Annotated in this window: 14 protein-coding genes; 8 read left to right on the top strand and 6 right to left on the bottom strand. The window is 58.2% G+C overall.

All coding sequences use genetic code 11. The features are described 5' to 3' along the window. Positions 1–33 precede the first annotated feature (33 nt). The 5 genes from GOV87_RS13035 to GOV87_RS13015 all read left to right on the top strand — a co-directional run bounded on the left by GOV87_RS13035 (position 34) and on the right by GOV87_RS13015 (position 5575). Complete coding sequence (locus GOV87_RS13035; RefSeq protein ID WP_171212080.1) at positions 34–1266, top strand: sugar ABC transporter permease; 1233 nt, start codon at positions 34–36, stop codon at positions 1264–1266. Next, positions 1266–2474 (top strand): carbohydrate ABC transporter permease, encoded by a 1209-nt coding sequence (locus GOV87_RS13030; protein ID WP_171212079.1) that lies wholly within the window; start codon positions 1266–1268, stop codon positions 2472–2474. The genes GOV87_RS13035 and GOV87_RS13030 overlap by 1 nt, the downstream gene beginning before the upstream one ends. Before the next feature lie 5 nt (positions 2475–2479). Beyond that, positions 2480–3727, top strand: a complete 1248-nt coding sequence (locus GOV87_RS13025; protein WP_371813513.1) for a hypothetical protein — start codon at positions 2480–2482, stop codon at positions 3725–3727. Further along, a complete protein-coding gene (locus tag GOV87_RS13020; RefSeq protein ID WP_171212077.1) occupies positions 3727–4773 on the top strand; it encodes an ABC transporter ATP-binding protein in 1047 nt (348 codons plus the stop codon). The genes GOV87_RS13025 and GOV87_RS13020 overlap by 1 nt, the downstream gene beginning before the upstream one ends. 109 nt (positions 4774–4882) lie before the next feature. Then, on the top strand, positions 4883–5575 hold the full coding sequence (locus GOV87_RS13015; RefSeq protein ID WP_171212076.1) for an imm11 family protein: 693 nt from the start codon (positions 4883–4885) through the stop codon (positions 5573–5575). Between the two features lie 130 nt (positions 5576–5705). Here the strand turns inward: GOV87_RS13015 and GOV87_RS13010 are convergent, their stop codons facing one another. The 4 genes from GOV87_RS13010 to GOV87_RS12995 all read right to left on the bottom strand — a co-directional run bounded on the left by GOV87_RS13010 (position 5706) and on the right by GOV87_RS12995 (position 9496). Then, positions 5706–5870, bottom strand: a complete 165-nt coding sequence (locus tag GOV87_RS13010; RefSeq protein WP_171212075.1) for a hypothetical protein — start codon at positions 5868–5870, stop codon at positions 5706–5708. 261 nt (positions 5871–6131) lie between these two features. Continuing rightward, positions 6132–7154 carry an aspartate-semialdehyde dehydrogenase gene (locus GOV87_RS13005; protein WP_171124196.1) on the bottom strand — a complete coding sequence of 341 codons (1023 nt, stop codon included), beginning with the start codon at positions 7152–7154 and terminating at the stop codon, positions 6132–6134. 111 nt (positions 7155–7265) lie between these two features. Beyond that, positions 7266–8300, bottom strand: coding sequence for a glycosyltransferase family 4 protein (locus GOV87_RS13000; RefSeq protein ID WP_171212074.1), 1035 nt, complete (start codon positions 8298–8300; stop codon positions 7266–7268). 23 nt (positions 8301–8323) lie between these two features. Next, entirely contained in the window at positions 8324–9496 is a 1173-nt protein-coding gene (locus GOV87_RS12995) for an MFS transporter (protein ID WP_171212073.1), read from the bottom strand. A 142-nt stretch (positions 9497–9638) separates the two neighbouring features. Between GOV87_RS12995 and GOV87_RS12990 the strand changes: the two genes are divergently transcribed. After that, complete coding sequence (locus GOV87_RS12990; RefSeq protein ID WP_171212072.1) at positions 9639–10781, top strand: DUF3095 domain-containing protein; 1143 nt, start codon at positions 9639–9641, stop codon at positions 10779–10781. 4 nt (positions 10782–10785) lie between these two features. On the opposite strand, the gene GOV87_RS12985 is transcribed toward GOV87_RS12990, so the two are convergent. Next, a complete protein-coding gene (locus GOV87_RS12985) occupies positions 10786–11556 on the bottom strand; it encodes an HpcH/HpaI aldolase/citrate lyase family protein (protein ID WP_171212071.1) in 771 nt (256 codons plus the stop codon). Between the two features lie 306 nt (positions 11557–11862). Here GOV87_RS12985 and GOV87_RS12980 point away from each other — a divergent pair, with 306 nt between their 5' ends. Together GOV87_RS12980 and GOV87_RS12975 are read left to right on the top strand one after the other, a co-directional pair. Then, positions 11863–12222, top strand: a complete 360-nt coding sequence (locus tag GOV87_RS12980; protein ID WP_371813512.1) for a MarR family transcriptional regulator — start codon at positions 11863–11865, stop codon at positions 12220–12222. A 113-nt stretch (positions 12223–12335) separates the two neighbouring features. Then, entirely contained in the window at positions 12336–13025 is a 690-nt protein-coding gene (locus GOV87_RS12975; RefSeq protein ID WP_171212069.1) for a fumarylacetoacetate hydrolase family protein, read from the top strand. A 3-nt stretch (positions 13026–13028) separates the two neighbouring features. Here GOV87_RS12975 and GOV87_RS12970 read toward each other — a convergent pair whose 3' ends face one another. Then, entirely contained in the window at positions 13029–14240 is a 1212-nt protein-coding gene (locus tag GOV87_RS12970; protein ID WP_171212068.1) for a winged helix-turn-helix domain-containing protein, read from the bottom strand. Positions 14241–14242 lie beyond the last annotated feature (2 nt).

Genomic DNA, 14242 nt, shown 5'->3' with positions numbered 1-14242 from the left:
GCGCCGCTGCACCTAACCCTCTGAGGTCCACCTATGTCTTCGGCCACCCCACCGACCGGAACCGGGGCGCTTGCCAAACGCGAGGCGCGTCTGGCCTGGGCTTTGCTTTTCCCAACCGTGATCAGTGTATCGCTTGTGGTGATCCTGCCCTTGCTGGCGATCTTCTGGATCAGTTTCAAGCCGTTCACCCTGTCTGACCTGCGCCCGCCTGCGCCCGTTGTGCGTGAAAGCCTGCGCGGATCAGGCGAGGATCTGCGGATCGAATACCGCGTGCGCAATTCCAGCCAGGAAATCGCCATTGAAGGCGTGACCGTGACAGATGTACTGCCCGATGGTGTAACGGTGGGCGAAGTTTCGGCCCCTTGCGTGCTGAACGGGCCGGATTTGTTCTGTGATTTCGGTACTCTGGAAGGAGGTCAGCGCGAACGCATTCGAATTCCGGTCACCGTGGACGGAGACCCTGACGCCTTTGAAGACGCGATCGAAGGGTCCGAACCCGGCGTCACCGGCAGCGGGCCAAGCGTTCTGACCAATTTCGAGTTCAGCTTGGAAAACTATGCCCGCGTATTCGACGGGGATGAGTTCTGGGGCGTTCTTTGGGTCACGCTGTTCTACACGGTTTTCGGTACCATCGGAGCCTTGGTAATGGGCCTGTTTGCGGCTCTGTTGCTGAACAAAAGTTTCAAAGGGCAGGGTATCATCCGGGGACTATACCTGTTTCCCTACGTCGCCCCGGTGATCGCGGTGGCCTTTACGTGGGTTACGCTGTTTGACCCGTTCTCAGGCTCGGCCAATGCGTTGCTGGTGCAAATGGGATTGAGTAGCGAGCCAATTAATTTCTTCGGCGAGCGGCCTTTGGCGTTGATCATGGTCACTGTGTTTGAGATTTGGCGCTATTTCCCGCTGTCCTTCCTTTTCATTTTGGCTCGGATGCAGTCCATCGACTCCAGCATGTATGAGGCGGCGGATATGGACGGGGCGTCGCCCTTCCAGAAGTTCTGGCTGCTGAGCATCCCGCAACTGCTGGGCATTCTGTCGGTGCTGTTCCTGCTGCGCTTTATCTGGACGTTCAACAAGTTCGACGACATTTTCCTGCTGACCGGCGGCAATGCGGGCACGCGCACCCTAACCGTGAATGTCTATGAGCAAGCCTTCGCGATCTCCAATATCGGGGCAGGCGCGGCCGTGGCCGTGGTGATCCTGATGTGCCTGATCGCCTTCAGCTTTGTCTTCTTCCGCTTCATCAGCCGAGAGGAGGGTCTGTGATGCGCAAAGGATATATCACCGGCCCGGTTCTGGGAGCGCTCTGGCTGGTTGTGATTGCCACCACTGTCGCCATCACCATGTCGTTTTCGACCGGGGCAGCGTTTCGCCCGCAGGTCTTGCTCTGCCTGATCTGGGGGGCTTTGGCCGGGCTGGTCTATGTCCGGTTTCCGACACAGCGTGCACCGGCGCGGTTGGGGATCTCGGCCCTGTTGGGCTTGTCTGCCCTAACCGGATTTGGCCCGGTCCTGATCGGTTCGGATACGTCTTTGCAGGCCGTATTGGTCACGGTTCTTGCCATGGCCATTGTTACGCACCTGTCTCTGGCGGCGATCCTGCGGGACACACCCTTAGGGGAGCTCACCCGCCACGAATTTGAAGACGCCGTGATCCGGTTCTGCACCGGCTTCGGCTATATTTTCTTCACCGCCATTGTCGTCATCCCCTTCTATGTCATGGTGATGACCAGCCTGAAATCGCAACAGGCCCTATTGCAGAACCCGTTGGATTTCTCGGTTGACCTGTCGCAAGGCTGGGCGCTGTTTCGCAGCTATTCGGAGCTGTTCCGAGACTTCAATTTCGGCACTTACCTGTGGACCTCGTTCTATGTGTCGGTCCTGACAGTGTTCATCACCCTGTTGTTCAGCGTTCCCGGAGCCTATGCCGTCGCGCGATTTCGGTTCAAAGGGCAAAAGGCGTTCTCACGCTCGATCCTGCTGATTTACATGGTGCCGATGATCGTTCTGGCGCTGCCGATTTACATCGCGTTTTCGCTGACGGGTCTGCGCAACTCGATCCTGGGCATTGTCATGATCTACCCGGTTACCACGATCCCGGTCGCGCTCTATATGCTGCAAGGTTACTTCCGCGGCCTGCCGACCGAAGTGGAAGAGGCCGGTCTGATGGATGGTCTGTCGCGGCCGGCGGTGATTTGGAAGATCACCCTGCCGCTTAGCCTGCCTGCGCTGGCGTCGGTGTCGCTTTATGTCTTCATGATTGCGTGGAACGAGTTCCTGCTGGCCTTCATGCTGCTCGACGACCCGTCGAAATTCACCCTGACCCGAGGCGTTACGATGTTGAACTCTTCGGAGATTCCCCGCCAACACCTGATGGCCGGCGCGGTGATTGCCACCGTTCCGATCATGGCCCTGTTTCTGGGGCTTGAACGTTTCATGACCAAGGGCCTGACGGCAGGCTCGGTCAAAGGATGACTGACATGAACTACTATACTACGCCGAGTGAATCGGCTCGCAATATCCTGATTGCCAATGACAGGGGCGGCTACACGATCCCCACCAGCGGACTGTATCCCTACCAATGGAACTGGGACAGCGCGGTTGCTGCGCTGGGTTTTGCCGAGTTCGACATCAACCGCGCATGGGTTGAGCTTGAGACGCTGTTCTCGGGTCAATGGGCGGACGGCATGGTCCCGCATATCCTGTTTCACAAGCCCGATCCGGGCTATTTTCCAGGACCGGACGTGTGGGGCGGAACCGGGCCGATCCCGTCTTCGGGGATCATTCAACCTCCATTGGCGGCAACAATGGCTCGGCGGGTATTGGATATGGACCCGGTGGCAGGCAAAGAACGGATGCGGGCGCTGTTCCCCAAAATGCTGGCCTGGCACCGTTGGATCATGGCGTGGCGGCTGGACGATCACGGCGCGGTCTGCACCACCCACCCGTGGGAGGCCGGGCGCGACAATGCCCCCGACTGGGACAATACGATGGCGGCAATTGATGCCTCGGACGTGGGTGAATATCAGCGCCGTGATACCAGCCATGTCAACAGCGCCGACCGTCCGACGAAATACGACTACGACCGCTACATCAAACTGGTGAATATCGGCCGTGAGGCGGGATGGAATCAGGCGAAGCTGCTAGAGGTGAATCCGTTTCGCGTGGCCGATCCGACCATGAGCTTCACCACCCTGCGCGCTGCCCGCGATCTGCTGGCCGTGAGCAATGATCTCGGGCTTGAGGCTGACGGTCTCAGCGCCGATATTGATCGGCTTGAGGCTGGTGCGCGATCCCTTTGGAATGAGGCGCTGGGCGCGTTTGACGCGCGGGATGCGCATACTGACGAATGGGCAGAAAGTGTCTCTAACGCAAGCTATTTGTGCTGGTACGCAGGAATTGAATCGGCCCGGATGCTGGACCGGGTCAAGACGGTTCTGACCACAGTACCGCATCCGATTCCCAGCTATGACCCGCACATGCCTAAATTCGACGAACGCCGATACTGGCGCGGCCCGACATGGGCATTCATGAATATGCTGACCGGTTTTGGACTGGCTGAAATGGGCCACGGGGTCGAAGCCGAAGCTCTGCGCCTGAAAACCGCGCGCCTGATCGCCGGACATGGCTTTGCCGAGTATTTTGATCCGCTCACCGGAGGTCCCGCAGGTGGCAATTCATTCACATGGACCGCCGCCGTTTGGCTACACTGGGCAGGGAGGAACTGATGGGCAGCATCGAACTCAAAAGCGTCGAGAAATGGTTCGGCGAGGTGCAGGTGATCAAGGGCATCGACCTGCAGATTCAAGAAGGTGAGTTTGTCGTCTTTGTCGGCCCCTCGGGATGCGGCAAGTCCACCCTGTTGCGCATGATTGGCGGGCTCGAGGATATCTCGCGCGGGGGGCTTTTGATCAACGGGGCGGATGTGACCGACCACCCGCCCTCGAAACGGGGGCTGACGATGGTGTTTCAGTCCTATGCTCTGTACCCCCATTTGACCGTGGCCGAGAATATGGGGTTCTCGCTGAAGGTGGCGGGTGTGTCCAAGGCCGATATCGCCGAGCGTGTCGGAAAAGCGGCCGAAGTCCTCAAGTTAGAGCCTTATCTTGAGCGCCGCCCCAAGGATCTGTCCGGTGGGCAGCGTCAGCGCGTGGCCATCGGTCGGTCCATCGTACGCGACCCGACCGCGTTTCTGTTTGATGAACCCCTGTCCAACCTCGATGCCGCCCTTCGGGTCGAAATGCGCTATGAGATTGCCAAGCTGCATCAAAGCCTGAACCGAACCATGATCTACGTGACCCACGATCAGGTCGAGGCGATGACGCTGGCCGACCGTATCGTGGTGCTGGAGTTCGGCAAGATCGCGCAGGTCGGCACCCCGCGCGAGCTGTATGAACGCCCGGCCAACCTGTTTGTGGCGCAGTTCATCGGCAGCCCAAAGATGAACGTCCTGCCCTGTACCGTGGCCGGGGATCAGTTCCGTTTGGAAAACGGTGGCAGCGGTCCATTTGACCGGACGGGCGAGGCGACACGGCTGGGCATCCGCCCCGAACATATCAGCGTGGTCGAACCGGGCACAGGCCACAGCGACGGCGTGGTCGAGGTTGTCGAATACCTTGGCGCCGACATGTTCATCATCGTCGATTGCGGCACCGAAGAAAAAGTCACCGTCCGCCTTGGCGGAGATACCGAAATCAAGGCCGGGGCGCAGATCGGTCTGCATTTCGCGCCCGAGAAATTGCAGTTCTTTGATGGGGAAGGACAGGCTTTGTGAGCAGATCGGTCCCAAATGAGTGAGTTTGCGTCTTTCCGATCCGCACAGAGGCTGTAAGCTGTCTGAAATTTCAGCGATTCATAGATCGAAGTGATTTCAGGTGGTGATTGTGCATACGAAAAACGACCTTCCCGAACGGGTTTCCCACGTTTGGATTTCTACGACCTGGAATAATGGAAATGCCATAAAAGGCGTTATCAGGAAAGAATTCCAAAACTATTGGCTTGCAGGCCAACAACCGGAGGTCGCGGAAAAATACCAAACCCTTTTGAAGCAGGCGTTCTCCAAAATAAAAAAAGGTGAACCCCTAACTGAAGAAGAAGTTGGTGAAACTTGGTACTACGGCACAGGGCCGGGCGAAACGACGCCAAATTTCATGCATGGGGGTGGATTGCCAATAGTGTCAGACTCAGCCAAATCTGTTCTGGAACGGTTTGATTTGGACCAGACATATTTTTGCAATCTCAACTTACAAGCACCAGCCGGTCATCCAACTACTGATGAGCCCTATTACATCTTGAATGTGTGCAACAAGCGGTCGATGGGGAATTACGAGGCGTTGGGGCCTGAGGGCGATCTGACAGCCCCTTTGGACAACTTAGCTGGTCAGATTTTTCTATCAAGGTCGGGTTGGGAGCACAAACTGGTCGTTATCCCCGAAGCACTGGGCGGGCCCGACATCTGGATCGATCCGAAAATTCCCAAACTCCTGTTCCTCTCTGAACGTCTCGTTTCAGCTTTGAAGGCAGCCGGAGTCGATGACGGTTGGGGTTTGGTCCGCTGCTCCGTCGGGGTTCTTTAAGCACTGTTTGCGCCAAAACGACCTTAGTTCGGCTTGTGTTTTGTCAATCCATACTGCACGCTTTGCGTGTATTGAGTTTCAGGGATTCTAGTATGTTCGATCAGCGACAGAGTGATCATATTCGCAAGCTTCAGGCCGACAGAGCTTCGGCCGTAAACCACCCCCGTCCGTCTGCGAAACCGGCCCCACAGAACAGGGGTATCGCGTTGTCGTCGCCCTCATCGTGTATCCAATCGCTGTGACGGCGCGGCAGATTGTTGATATGGGGGCGGACGAAAATTTCAGTCTCGAACAATTAACTCATTTGCTTCCGCTGATCTACACTGCGCTCGGGTTTGTAATTTTCATGTTTGCCGGAGGCGTGTTTGCTTTGTTCACATTCCGAAAACGCCCCCGGTTCGCTTGGTTCATCGCAATGTGTTTCATCGGGTATTTCCCAGGCGGGGCCTTGATGAAATTTTTTTCCTAGCCGTGTTCGATTTGGCTGGGGCCATTGGTGGACAACAAAAAAGGGCCAACCCATGGTTGACCCTTTGTTTTTCCAGCCAGTTTGACCTCAGCCCTTTTTCAGAACCTCACGGCCCAGCAGTTCGGCGATCTGCACAGCGTTCAGGGCCGCGCCTTTGCGCAGGTTGTCCGAAACGCACCACAGGTTGATGCCGTTCTCGATGGTCGAATCCTGACGGATGCGGCTGATGAACGTGGCGAAATCGCCCGCGCATTCGATCGGCGAGACGTAGCCGCCGTCTTCGCGCTTGTCGATCACCATGATGCCTGGGGCCTCGCGCAGGATGTCGCGGGCCTCATCCTCGTCCAGGAATTCCTCGAACTCGATATTCACAGCCTCAGAGTGGCCGACGAACACCGGAACGCGGACGCAGGTCGCGGTGACCTTGATCGACGGATCGACGATCTTTTTGGTTTCCACAACCATCTTCCACTCTTCCTTGGTCGAGCCGTCTTCCATGAAGACATCGATCTGCGGAATGACGTTGAAGGCGATCTGTTTCTGGAACTTCTTCGGCTCAACCTCGGTGGTGGGGTTGTAGATGGCTTTGGTCTGATCCCAAAGCTCATCCATGCCGTCTTTACCCGCGCCCGAAACCGACTGATAGGTCGAGACGACAACGCGCTTGATCCTGGCGCGGTCATGCAGCGGCTTCAGCGCGACAACCATCTGCGCGGTCGAGCAGTTGGGGTTGGCGATGATGTTCTTGTTTTTATAGTCGTGGATCGCCTGAGGGTTACATTCCGGCACGATCAGCGGAATGTCCGGGTCGTAGCGATAGAGCGAGCTGTTGTCGATCACCACACAACCCGCAGCGGCCGCCTTGGGCGCGTAGACTTTGGTCGCGTCCGAGCCGATGGCGAACAGCGCCATGTCCCAGCCGGTGAAGTCGAAGGTGTCGATGTCCTGGGTGGTCAGTGTCTTGTCGCCAAAGCTTACTTCGGTTCCCAGCGAACGACGGCTTGCCAGAACAGCAAGTTCATCGACGGGGAACTGGCGTTCCGCCAGGATGTTCAGCATTTCGCGGCCCACGTTACCCGTGGCGCCGGCGACAACGACGCGATAGCCCATTTCATGTCTCCAAAGTTAAGGACGCGCGTTCATAGCCGCGTTGCAGCAAAGAAAAAAGAGTTTTCGGGGCATATTTCACCCAATGACACCGATTTGACGCGGCGCATCGCCTCAGTTTTCGGTCAGAAGCCGTTCGTAGAGGGCAACAAGGGTCTTTGCTTCGCCGTTGATGTCGAAATTCTGTTCGACATGGGCACGGGCGGCGCGGCCGGATTGGGTGAGGGAATCATGGTTTTTCAGCATTTGGGCGCTGGCGTCCACCATGGCGGGGATGTCGCCCGGCGGGATGATACGGCCCAGCGTAGGGTCGGTGACGATTTCCGAGAACGCTCCGACATCGGTGGCCACGACGGGCACGCCGCAGGCCATCGCCTCCAGCGGGGTCAGGCCGAATCCTTCCCACCGCTGGGGCGCGATGAACAGGTCCAGAACCTGATACCATTCGGCGATCTGGTCGACGGTGACTTCGGGCATGAACAGGATGCGGTCGGACAGGCCCGCTGCCGCGACCTTGTCTGTCAGCTCGGCCAAAAAGGCGGTGTGCTTTTCTGTGGCGCGGCCCATGACGATGCCGTGGACGTCATCGAACTGGCCACACAGCTCGATCATCGCATCGACAAAAGCGTCGGTGCCTTTCTGTTGGCGGATGCGGCCATAGCAGCCCAGCAACAGACCATCCGGCAGACCCAAGCGGGTACGAACCGCCGCCTTATCCTCGGGCGGGGTGAAATCCTGCAGGTTGATGCCATGCATGATGACCTGCGCGTCCCGGTCCAGATACCCGGCGGTCTTGCGCGAGGTGGCCACCACGGCGTCCATCTTGCCGATTAGCCATTTGGTATAGCCCGAATGGCTGCGCTGCGAGGCGCTGGTGAATAGCAGCTTCAACCGCAGGCGCAGGATGTTGCGCAGGAACAGACCCAACAGCATCTCGGTGTTGCGGCGCGCATGCCAGACACGCAGGGTTTTACGCGACAAAAAGGGCAGGCGGCTCAGCGGGATATGCGGAATGTCGGCAGGCAGGCCGGGGCCGGTGGCGGCTATGTCGATCCACTGCACTTGCAACGGCACCAACCGCGCAATCGTCGCCGTTACGCCTGAAAGCCTGCGTTTCAGATTGGGGGCGATAACGCGCGGGTCGGACATGGTTGCTCCTGACGGTTTCAGCGTCAGTCGACGCTGTCCCGGCTGAATAGATAGATCACGCAGCCAATGGCAAGCGTGACCGCGAAAAAGCCGAATATCGTTGTGTAGGGTGCGCTTGGACTGATGTCCACTGTGGCCGCATGGATGCGGCCGGTGACGAACTGCGCGAAGCCGACGCCACCGATCCCGAACAGGTTCAGCAGGGTTACGCCTCGGCCCACAAGATGTGGCGGTACAAAGGCGCGGCCATGCGCCATGATGACCGGAAAGCTGGCCCCCACAAAGCCAATGACCGAAATCAATACGATGGACACCCAGACGCTGTTGTCGATCCACAGGCACAGCAGTGACAAAGCGATCACCCCCAGCGCATTGCCGCCAAAGATCACCCATTTCCGCGTGCCTAAAATCCGGTCGAGCGGCCCATAGGTAAAGGTCCCGGCAATCATGGCGGCCCCCATGATCAGCGTCGCCGTGCCGATTTGCGTGGTGCTGAGGGCGAAGATATCGCTCAGGTAAGGTCCGGCCCAAAGCCCGCGCGTAGCCGCCGAAGGCGCGTAGGCCACCAGCATCAGCGGCAGGATCGCCCACAAAGCGGGCTGTTTCACTAGGTCCAGAACCGAACCCTTGTGGTCTGTTTCAACCCGTTTGGGGTCATGCACGGTGGTCAGAATACCCAGCGCAATCGCGCCTGAGAACAACGCCAGCACCCACATGGTTGCGCGCCAGCCCATCAATTCGACGGCAAGTGCGGTGGGATATGAGGCCACCAAATTACCCACTGACCCGACACCCAGCATCAGCGCGGCCAGCGTCGCAAAGCGCGCCGGGGGAAACTCACGCGCGAAGATGTAATAAGACGCCATCAGGACCGGTGAACAGCCAACCCCGATCAGCCCCATCGCGATGGCAACGTGGAAGGGCGTAGAAGCGATTGCGAACAATGCAGCCCCACCGGCACCTCCGATCAGTAATAGTGCGGCGGCCGTCAGGCGCGGGCCGACCCGATCCAGCGCCCAACCCACTGGAAGCTGCATGGCGGCAAAGATCAAAAACCAAAGGCCCGAGGCAAAGGCTAGGTCCTCGGGTGTGGCCCCTATGTCGCGGCCAAGATCGACACTGAGAACGGCAAGGAAAGCACGAAAAAACTGGCTGAGCACATAGCCCAGGCACAACACCACTAATCCTGCCTTCATGTATCGCCCCTCTTCCCCAACGGCTGACCGCCCCTGATTGGCACGTACAATCGCCGCACACAAGCACGTGTGTCGTGACGATTTCACGGGACAGCAACCGCAATCGCACTACCCTAAGAGGTGATTTCTGATCGAGGCGATTATGAAAGACGCTCAGGCCGCGTTTTATGACAGTCTTCCTTTGCTGCGCGACTTTGCCCGGCTTGCCGACCCCGTGCAGTTTTCAGCCCTTCCTGACAATTGGGTCGTCGGGGTGGCGGATATTGTCGATTCAACGGGCGAAATTGCCAAAGGCCGCTACAAGACCGTGAATATGGTCGGCGCCGCGGTTATTTCAGCCATGATCAACGCCATGAAGGGCAGCGACTTCCCCTATGTGTTTGGCGGCGACGGCGCAGGGTTTGCCGTCCCCGCTAGTGCGGCTGACGACGCCCGATCCACGTTGGCTGCCTTGCGGCGCTGGGCCGAGGACGAATTCGGAATATCTTTGCGCGCCGCGTTGATGCCCGTTGCCGAAATCCGGGCGTCGGATCGGGATTTGCGTGTCGCCCGCTACGCGCCGTCCGATGGCGTGGACTATGCCATGTTCTCGGGGGGTGGGTTGGCCTGGGCCGAGGCGCAGATGAAAGCGGGTGCGTTTGCTGTGACTGTCGCGGAACCGGGCGCGCAACCGGATCTAACGGGCCTGTCCTGTCGCTGGTCAAACATCAGGGCGGCCCATGGTCAGATCGTGTCTTTGGTGATCGAGCCGACTGCGCAAGCGACCGAGAGCGATTTTGCGGATTTGGCGCAATCCGTTCTGGTCGCCTCAGAAGGGTTAGAGCGGGCGGGACATCCTGTACCTGTGAACGGTCCGCCAATGAATTGGCCTCCGCCGGGGTTGGATATCGACGCGCATGTGTCGCGACGGGGTCGCAATCTCACCTTGCAAAAACTTGGGTTGCTGGCACAAAATCTGCTGATTTACCTCTTGTTCAAGGTCGGGCGACCCATGGGTGACTTCCAGCCCGAACACTATCAACAAATGGTCAGCCGTAACGCGGATTACCGGAAGTTCGACGACGGATTGAAGATGACACTGGATTGCGACGAGGCGACGCTATCGCAAATCCGAATAATGCTCGAACAGGCCCGTGGTCAGGGAAAGATCCGCTATGGTCTGCATGCGCAAGATGAGGCGATGATGACCTGTTTTGTCCCCTCGGCCACGCGCGACGACCACGTTCATTTTATTGACGGCGCATCCGGAGGTTACGCGCAAGCGGCAGCCGCCATGCAGGGCTGAGGCGTTATTTCCCTTTCCATTGTGCAGCCAGTGCGCGTGCAGCCCGGGTCAGCAACATGACATCAATGCCAACCGCCAGAAACTGCGCGCCCATATCCAGATAGGCCTGACTGGCCTCGTCCGTCGTGCCCAGAATGCCCGGAGCCTTGCCCGCAGCCCTGATCCGCGTCATGGCATCGGCAATTACGGCACGGACTTCGGGTGCGGTACTGTCACCCTGATGGCCCATATCCGTGGACAGGTCCGCAGGTCCGATAAACACGCCGCTGACGCCCTCAACCTTCAGAATCTCGTCCAGAGCCTCGATTCCGGCGCGATTTTCAACCTGAACCAGCAGGCAAATCTGGGTGTCCGCAGTCTGGATGTAATCGGTGGTCGTTCCATACATCGTCGCGCGTGACGCCATGGCCCCGACCCCCCGCACGCCCTGTGGTGGATAGCGGCAGGCGCGCACCAGTTCCTGCGCCTGTTGCGCGGATTCAACCATGGGAACAAGAATGGTCTGCGCCCCGGCGTCCAGAACCATCTTGATCAATGCGGTGTCGCCCACGGGTACCCTGACAACGGGATGGGTGGGACTGGACGACAACGCCATGAGTTGATCGCGCACAGACCGGATGTCGTTTGGCGCATGTTCTCCGTCAATCACCAGCCAGTCGAACCCGGCCGTACCCATGATTTCGGCCGTGACGGCCTCGGCAAAGCTGCTCCAACAGCCGATCAATCTGTCGCCATTTTGCAAAGCCAGCTTAAAGGTGTTTGAAGGGGCGGGCATGTTGGAACCTTTTCATCAGTGATGTGGCAAGTGCGGTGATCGAACCTTGTGAGCATCATTCCCAGTGGTTCCGAGTTTGACCAGCCCAAAAGCGCATGGCAGATCACCGCCCATAACGGTTCGCGCTGAGCCCATCGCGTTAGCGCTCATCAATAATCTGAATCAGTCTCTGAATAAGGCGTATTTAATAGACTTCGGCTGAGTTGCAGTCTGATGAGATTTCGTCCAAGATTCCTTATGCCCAATGACTTTCCACTTACGTCACGCTCATTGCCCATAGCATTGCTGCGGGCGCGGGAGCGTGTCATGGGCCCCATTCGCAAAATGCTGTCAGATGCTGGCGTGACTGAACAGCAATGGCGTGTCCTGCGTGTCCTGCAAGAGGAAGGCTCACAGGAGCCGACACGTATCGCCGAGCGCGCCTGTCTTCTGCTGCCCAGCCTCACGCGGATATTGCAAAAACTGGAAGCCAAGGGTTTGATCCGGCGCAGGGTTAATCCCGGCGACAAGCGCCGTCAGATTGTCGAGGTCACGGCGCAGGGTGAGCGGATTATTCAGGACAATATCGAAGTGATGATACGTCTTGCAGAAGAAATAAAAGACCAACTGGGCCAAAAGCGGCACGAGGCATTGCTGGACCTGTTGAACGAGCTGCATGACCTTTAGCCCTTTCTCGGGCTTCTGAACTTAGGTCGCCATTTTCAACAGGCGGTTCACCTGCTTGCCCCCAGTGGTTTGTCCTCTAAGATGCGCTGTTGTTGCCAGACAAAGGGGTCGCTATGCCGTTTTCGCTACCAAAGCCGCTTGAAATCCCGGTCGAGGGGCTTTCGAGCCCTTACCCGTTGGGTCGCGTTTTCTGTGTTGGACGGAACTATGCGGCGCATGCGGCCGAGATGGGCCACGAGGTTGATCGCGAAGCACCGTTCTATTTTACGAAATCCGCAGCCAATGCGGTTTTGTCCGGTGCCACAGTGCACTTCCCGCCGGGGACAGACAACTTTCATCACGAGATGGAGCTGGCCGTAGCGATCGGCAAACCCGTCTTTCGCGCGTCCCGAGTTGAGGCCGCAGACGCCGTGTATGCCTATGGCTGCGCATTGGACATGACCCGCCGGGACTTGCAGATAAAAGAGCGGAACAAGCAGCGGCCCTGGGATCTGGGCAAAGACCTTGAGAACGGAGCAGTCTTTGGCCCCCTGACACCCGCTGCGGATTGGTCGCCGGATGACGACAAGCGTATCGTTCTAAGCGTGAATGGCGATGTGCGTCAGGACGCAACGCTGCACGAGCTGATCTGGAAGATCGACGAAATCATCAGCCATCTTTCAGGCTATTACCATCTGCGCCCCGGTGATCTGATCATGACGGGCACCCCGGCGGGCGTTGGGCCGGTGCAACCCGGTGACAGGCTGGCGGGTACGATTGACGGCTTGCAACCCATAAGCTTGACCCTCTCTGCGGCAGAATAGACCCTAAATAGGGTCTTTTAGCCAGTTTTCCGCAAACTCTACGCGGCCAAGATCGGTGAATCTGCGCACCCGGTCGAGCTCGGATTCCAACCGACCCGTCCGTGCCGCAGACCAACGGACTGACCGTTCCGGCCACACAGCGCTGACTTGCAATGCGTCGTCGTCGCGGTGGGCCTTCATGTCGATGCGACCGATCATTCGGTCACCTTCCAACAGTGGAAACACATAGTAGCCGTAGGTCCGCTTTGGGGCAGGTACGAACACCTCGATCCTGTAGTGAAACCCAAACAGCTTTTCCGCCCGGTTACGATCGCGAAGCATGGGGTCGAACGGACTAAGCACTCGGATACGGCCCGGCGGTTTGTTCAAGTGATTTACGTCTTCGGAGTCGGGCCGTGAGAGCATCCTGCGCGTCCTTCCATCAGCACAGGTGACTTCGATTTCCTCCAACTCTCCTTTTATTAGAGCCTGTTTAGACCATTCCCGGGTTTCTGTGGTGCTTACCGTGTCCCAGAACGCGGCCAGTTCGCCCGAGGTTGCAAACCCCAACCGGTCCATCGCCGCATTGCACAACCAATCAACGGTTTCTTCCGGGTCTACCTGCAGCTTGCCGGGGCAAAGATGGTCGTCGATCACACGTTCTGTCAGGTCATAGCGTTTCTGAAACCCCTGTCGCCCAATCACAGTCAACGCCCCGGACCGCCACAGGAACTCCAGCGCGGTTTTGGATGGGTGCCAGTCCCACCAGCCGCCCGATCCTTTCTTTTCGTCCTTGCCGACGTCTGACGACGACACTGGTCCGTGGTCACGGATATGCTGCAAGACGGTTTCAAACCGCTGTTCGAACCCGTCCCGGCGCCAGTTCTTCCACCGGGACTTCAACATATCCGCGTCTCGTTGAAACCTGAGATGCCAATGCCGGTAATACTCCATGGGGATAACCGCGGCGTCATGGGTCCAATGTTCAAACAATGCCCTGTCGCGTTCGTACAGGTGTTTCAGATTCTTCGCGCGATAGCTGGGCCTGCGTGAAAACAGGATCATGTCATGGGCGCGAGCCACCGTGTTGATGCTGTCCAGCTGCACAAACCCCAACCGCTGAATCAGTTCCAGAAGGGCGGTCCCCTTGGCGCTGCCCGTCGGCGGCTCAAGAAGGGCGTGCCGATCCATGAACACGGCCCGCGCTGTTCGGTTGTCCAATTGACGAAGCGCCATCA

The sequence above is a fragment of the Ruegeria sp. HKCCA5426 genome (genome assembly GCF_013034585.1).
In the GTDB taxonomy this organism is placed as follows: domain Bacteria; phylum Pseudomonadota; class Alphaproteobacteria; order Rhodobacterales; family Rhodobacteraceae; genus Ruegeria.
This window is presented reverse-complemented; position numbering and strand designations above follow the sequence as displayed.

Bases quoted from the DNA above. Each gene is read 5' to 3' on its own strand.
- GOV87_RS13025 (WP_371813513.1), top strand. From the start codon at position 2,480: ATGAACTACTATACTACGCCGAGTGAATCGGCTCGCAATATCCTGATT.
- GOV87_RS13005 (WP_171124196.1), bottom strand. From the start codon at position 7,154: ATGGGCTATCGCGTCGTTGTCGCCGGCGCCACGGGTAACGTGGGCCGC.
- GOV87_RS13030 (WP_171212079.1), top strand. From the start codon at position 1,266: ATGCGCAAAGGATATATCACCGGCCCGGTTCTGGGAGCGCTCTGGCTG.
- GOV87_RS12990 (WP_171212072.1), top strand. From the start codon at position 9,639: ATGAAAGACGCTCAGGCCGCGTTTTATGACAGTCTTCCTTTGCTGCGC.
- GOV87_RS13020 (WP_171212077.1), top strand. From the start codon at position 3,727: ATGGGCAGCATCGAACTCAAAAGCGTCGAGAAATGGTTCGGCGAGGTG.
- GOV87_RS13035 (WP_171212080.1), top strand. From the start codon at position 34: ATGTCTTCGGCCACCCCACCGACCGGAACCGGGGCGCTTGCCAAACGC.
- GOV87_RS12995 (WP_171212073.1), bottom strand. From the start codon at position 9,496: ATGAAGGCAGGATTAGTGGTGTTGTGCCTGGGCTATGTGCTCAGCCAG.
- GOV87_RS13000 (WP_171212074.1), bottom strand. From the start codon at position 8,300: ATGTCCGACCCGCGCGTTATCGCCCCCAATCTGAAACGCAGGCTTTCA.
- GOV87_RS12975 (WP_171212069.1), top strand. From the start codon at position 12,336: ATGCCGTTTTCGCTACCAAAGCCGCTTGAAATCCCGGTCGAGGGGCTT.
- GOV87_RS12980 (WP_371813512.1), top strand. From the start codon at position 11,863: ATGGGCCCCATTCGCAAAATGCTGTCAGATGCTGGCGTGACTGAACAG.
- GOV87_RS12970 (WP_171212068.1), bottom strand. From the start codon at position 14,240: ATGGCGCTTCGTCAATTGGACAACCGAACAGCGCGGGCCGTGTTCATG.
- GOV87_RS12985 (WP_171212071.1), bottom strand. From the start codon at position 11,556: ATGCCCGCCCCTTCAAACACCTTTAAGCTGGCTTTGCAAAATGGCGAC.